Source organism: Mesorhizobium sp. M5C.F.Ca.IN.020.29.1.1 (assembly GCF_003997375.1).
GTDB lineage: Bacteria > Pseudomonadota > Alphaproteobacteria > Rhizobiales > Rhizobiaceae > Mesorhizobium > Mesorhizobium wenxiniae.
In genome coordinates, this window is record NZ_RZSW01000788.1 from 1 (window position 1) to 2,092 (window position 2,092).

Annotated in this window: 2 protein-coding genes; both read right to left on the bottom strand. The window is 62.1% G+C overall.

All coding sequences use genetic code 11. The features are described from left to right. The coding region (locus tag EOA85_RS33535) for an ABC transporter permease (RefSeq protein ID WP_164760071.1) at positions 1–1,120 on the bottom strand (1,120 nt) is incomplete at its 3' end. Then, a partial coding sequence (locus EOA85_RS33540; RefSeq protein WP_164760072.1) for a microcin C ABC transporter permease YejB occupies positions 1,120–2,092 on the bottom strand: 973 nt, incomplete at its 5' end. The genes EOA85_RS33535 and EOA85_RS33540, both read right to left, overlap by 1 nt.

Genomic DNA, 2,092 nt, shown 5'->3' on the forward strand with positions numbered 1-2,092 from the left:
GATCGAAGGCGTCGCGGGTCGCTTCGCCGACGAAGACCAGCAGCGACAGCATCAGCGAGATGACGACGAAGCCGGAAATGCCCAGCCATGGCGCGTTGAGGTTGCGCTGCGCCTGCTTCAGGAGCTCGCCCAGCGACGCCGAGCCGGGCGGCAGGCCGAAGCCAAGGTAGTCGAGCGAGGTCAGCGTCGAGATCGAGCCGCTGAGCAGAAAGGGCAGGAAGGTAAGCGTCGCCACCATGGCGTTTGGCAACAGATGCCGGAACATGATGGTGCCATTGGGTACGCCGAGCGCGCGGGCGGCGTTGACATATTCGAAGTTGCGGGCGCGCAGGAACTCGGCCCGCACCACGCCGACCAGCGCCACCCAGGAGAACAGCAGCATCAGCCCAAGCAGGATGAAGAAGCCGGGCGGCAGGATGGCGGCGACGATTAGCAAGAGATAAAGCACCGGGATCGCCGACCAGATCTCTATGAAGCGCTGGAACAGAAGGTCGGTCCAGCCGCCGAAATAGCCCTGCAATGCCCCGGCCGTCACGCCGATCAGCGCCGAACCCGCGGTGAGGATCAGGCCGAACAGCACCGAGACCCTGAATCCGTAGATGACGCGCGCCAGCACGTCGCGTGCCTGGTCGTCGGTGCCCAGCCAGTTCCAGTTGCCGACAACGCAATTGGGATCGGCGGCGCCTTGCGGATACTGATTGCAACGTGTCTTGACGTCATAGAGCCAGGACGGCTTGGTAGGCGCCGCCTCGGGGATCGCGTTGTTGACGGTTCGGTAGGAGTAGCGGACCGGCGGCCAGATCATCCAGCCATGGGCATTGATCTCGTCCTGGATGACCGGGTCACGATAGTCGGTGACCGCATAAAAGCCGCCGAACTTCTCCTCGGGATAAGCGACCAGGACCGGAAACAGGATCTCGCCCTTGTAGGAAACGAGGACCGGCTTGTCGTTGGCGATCCATTCGGAAAACAGCGACAGCACGAAAAGCACGAGAAAGATCCACAACGACCAATAGCCTCGCCGGTTGGCCCTAAAATTCTGCAGGCGCCGCTGGTTGAGCGGCGACAGCCAGGGCCGGGCAATCCGGTCCGGCGCCGTTTCGGCTGCGGCCCCGGTCATCAGACGTCTCTTCGCTCGAAGTCGATGCGCGGGTCGACCCAGGTATAGATCAGGTCGGACAGGAGCCCGACAATCAGGCCAAGCAGCGAGAAGATGTAGAGATTGGCGAACACCACCGGGTAGTCGCGCTCGACCACCGACCTGAAACCGAGCAGGCCGAGGCCGTCGAGTGAAAAGATGTTCTCGATCAGCAGCGAACCGGTGAAGAACGCCGAGATGAAGGCGCCGGGAAAGCCGGCAACGACGATCAGCATTGCGTTGCGGAAGACGTGTCCGTAGAGAACCTGCCGTTCCGATAGGCCCTTGGCGCGCGCGGTCACCACATACTGTTTGCGAATTTCCTCGAGGAACGAATTCTTGGTCAGCAGCGTCGTGGTGGCGAAGGCCGACAGCACCAGCGCCGTCAGCGGCAAGGTCATGTGCCAGAGATAGTCGACGATCCGCGCCGGCCAGGACAGCTGGTCCCAATTGTCGGAGGTGATGCCGCGCAGCGGGAACCAGTCGTAGAACGATCCGCCGGCAAACAGCACCATCAACAATATGCCGAACAGGAAGCCGGGGATGGCGTAGCCGACAATGACGACGCCGCTGGTCCATACGTCGAATGCCGAGCCGTCCTTGACTGCCTTGCGGATGCCGAGCGGGATCGAGATCAGGTAGGATAGCAGCGTGATCCACAGCCCGATCGAGATCGATACCGGCATCTTCTCCAGGATCAGATCGATCACCGAGATGTCACGGAAATAGCTGTCGCCGAAATCGAACCGGATATAGTTCCACAGCATCATGCCGAAGCGCTCGAGCGGTGGCTTGTCGAAGCCGAACTGCTTTTCCAGCTTGGCGATGAATTCGGGGTCGAGCCCCTGCGCGCCGCGATATTTCGAACCGACGTCGCCGGCCACGTCGAAATTGCTGGCGCCGGCGTCGCCACCGCCACCGCCAAGGCGATCGCTGCCGCCCTGGTTGGTCAGC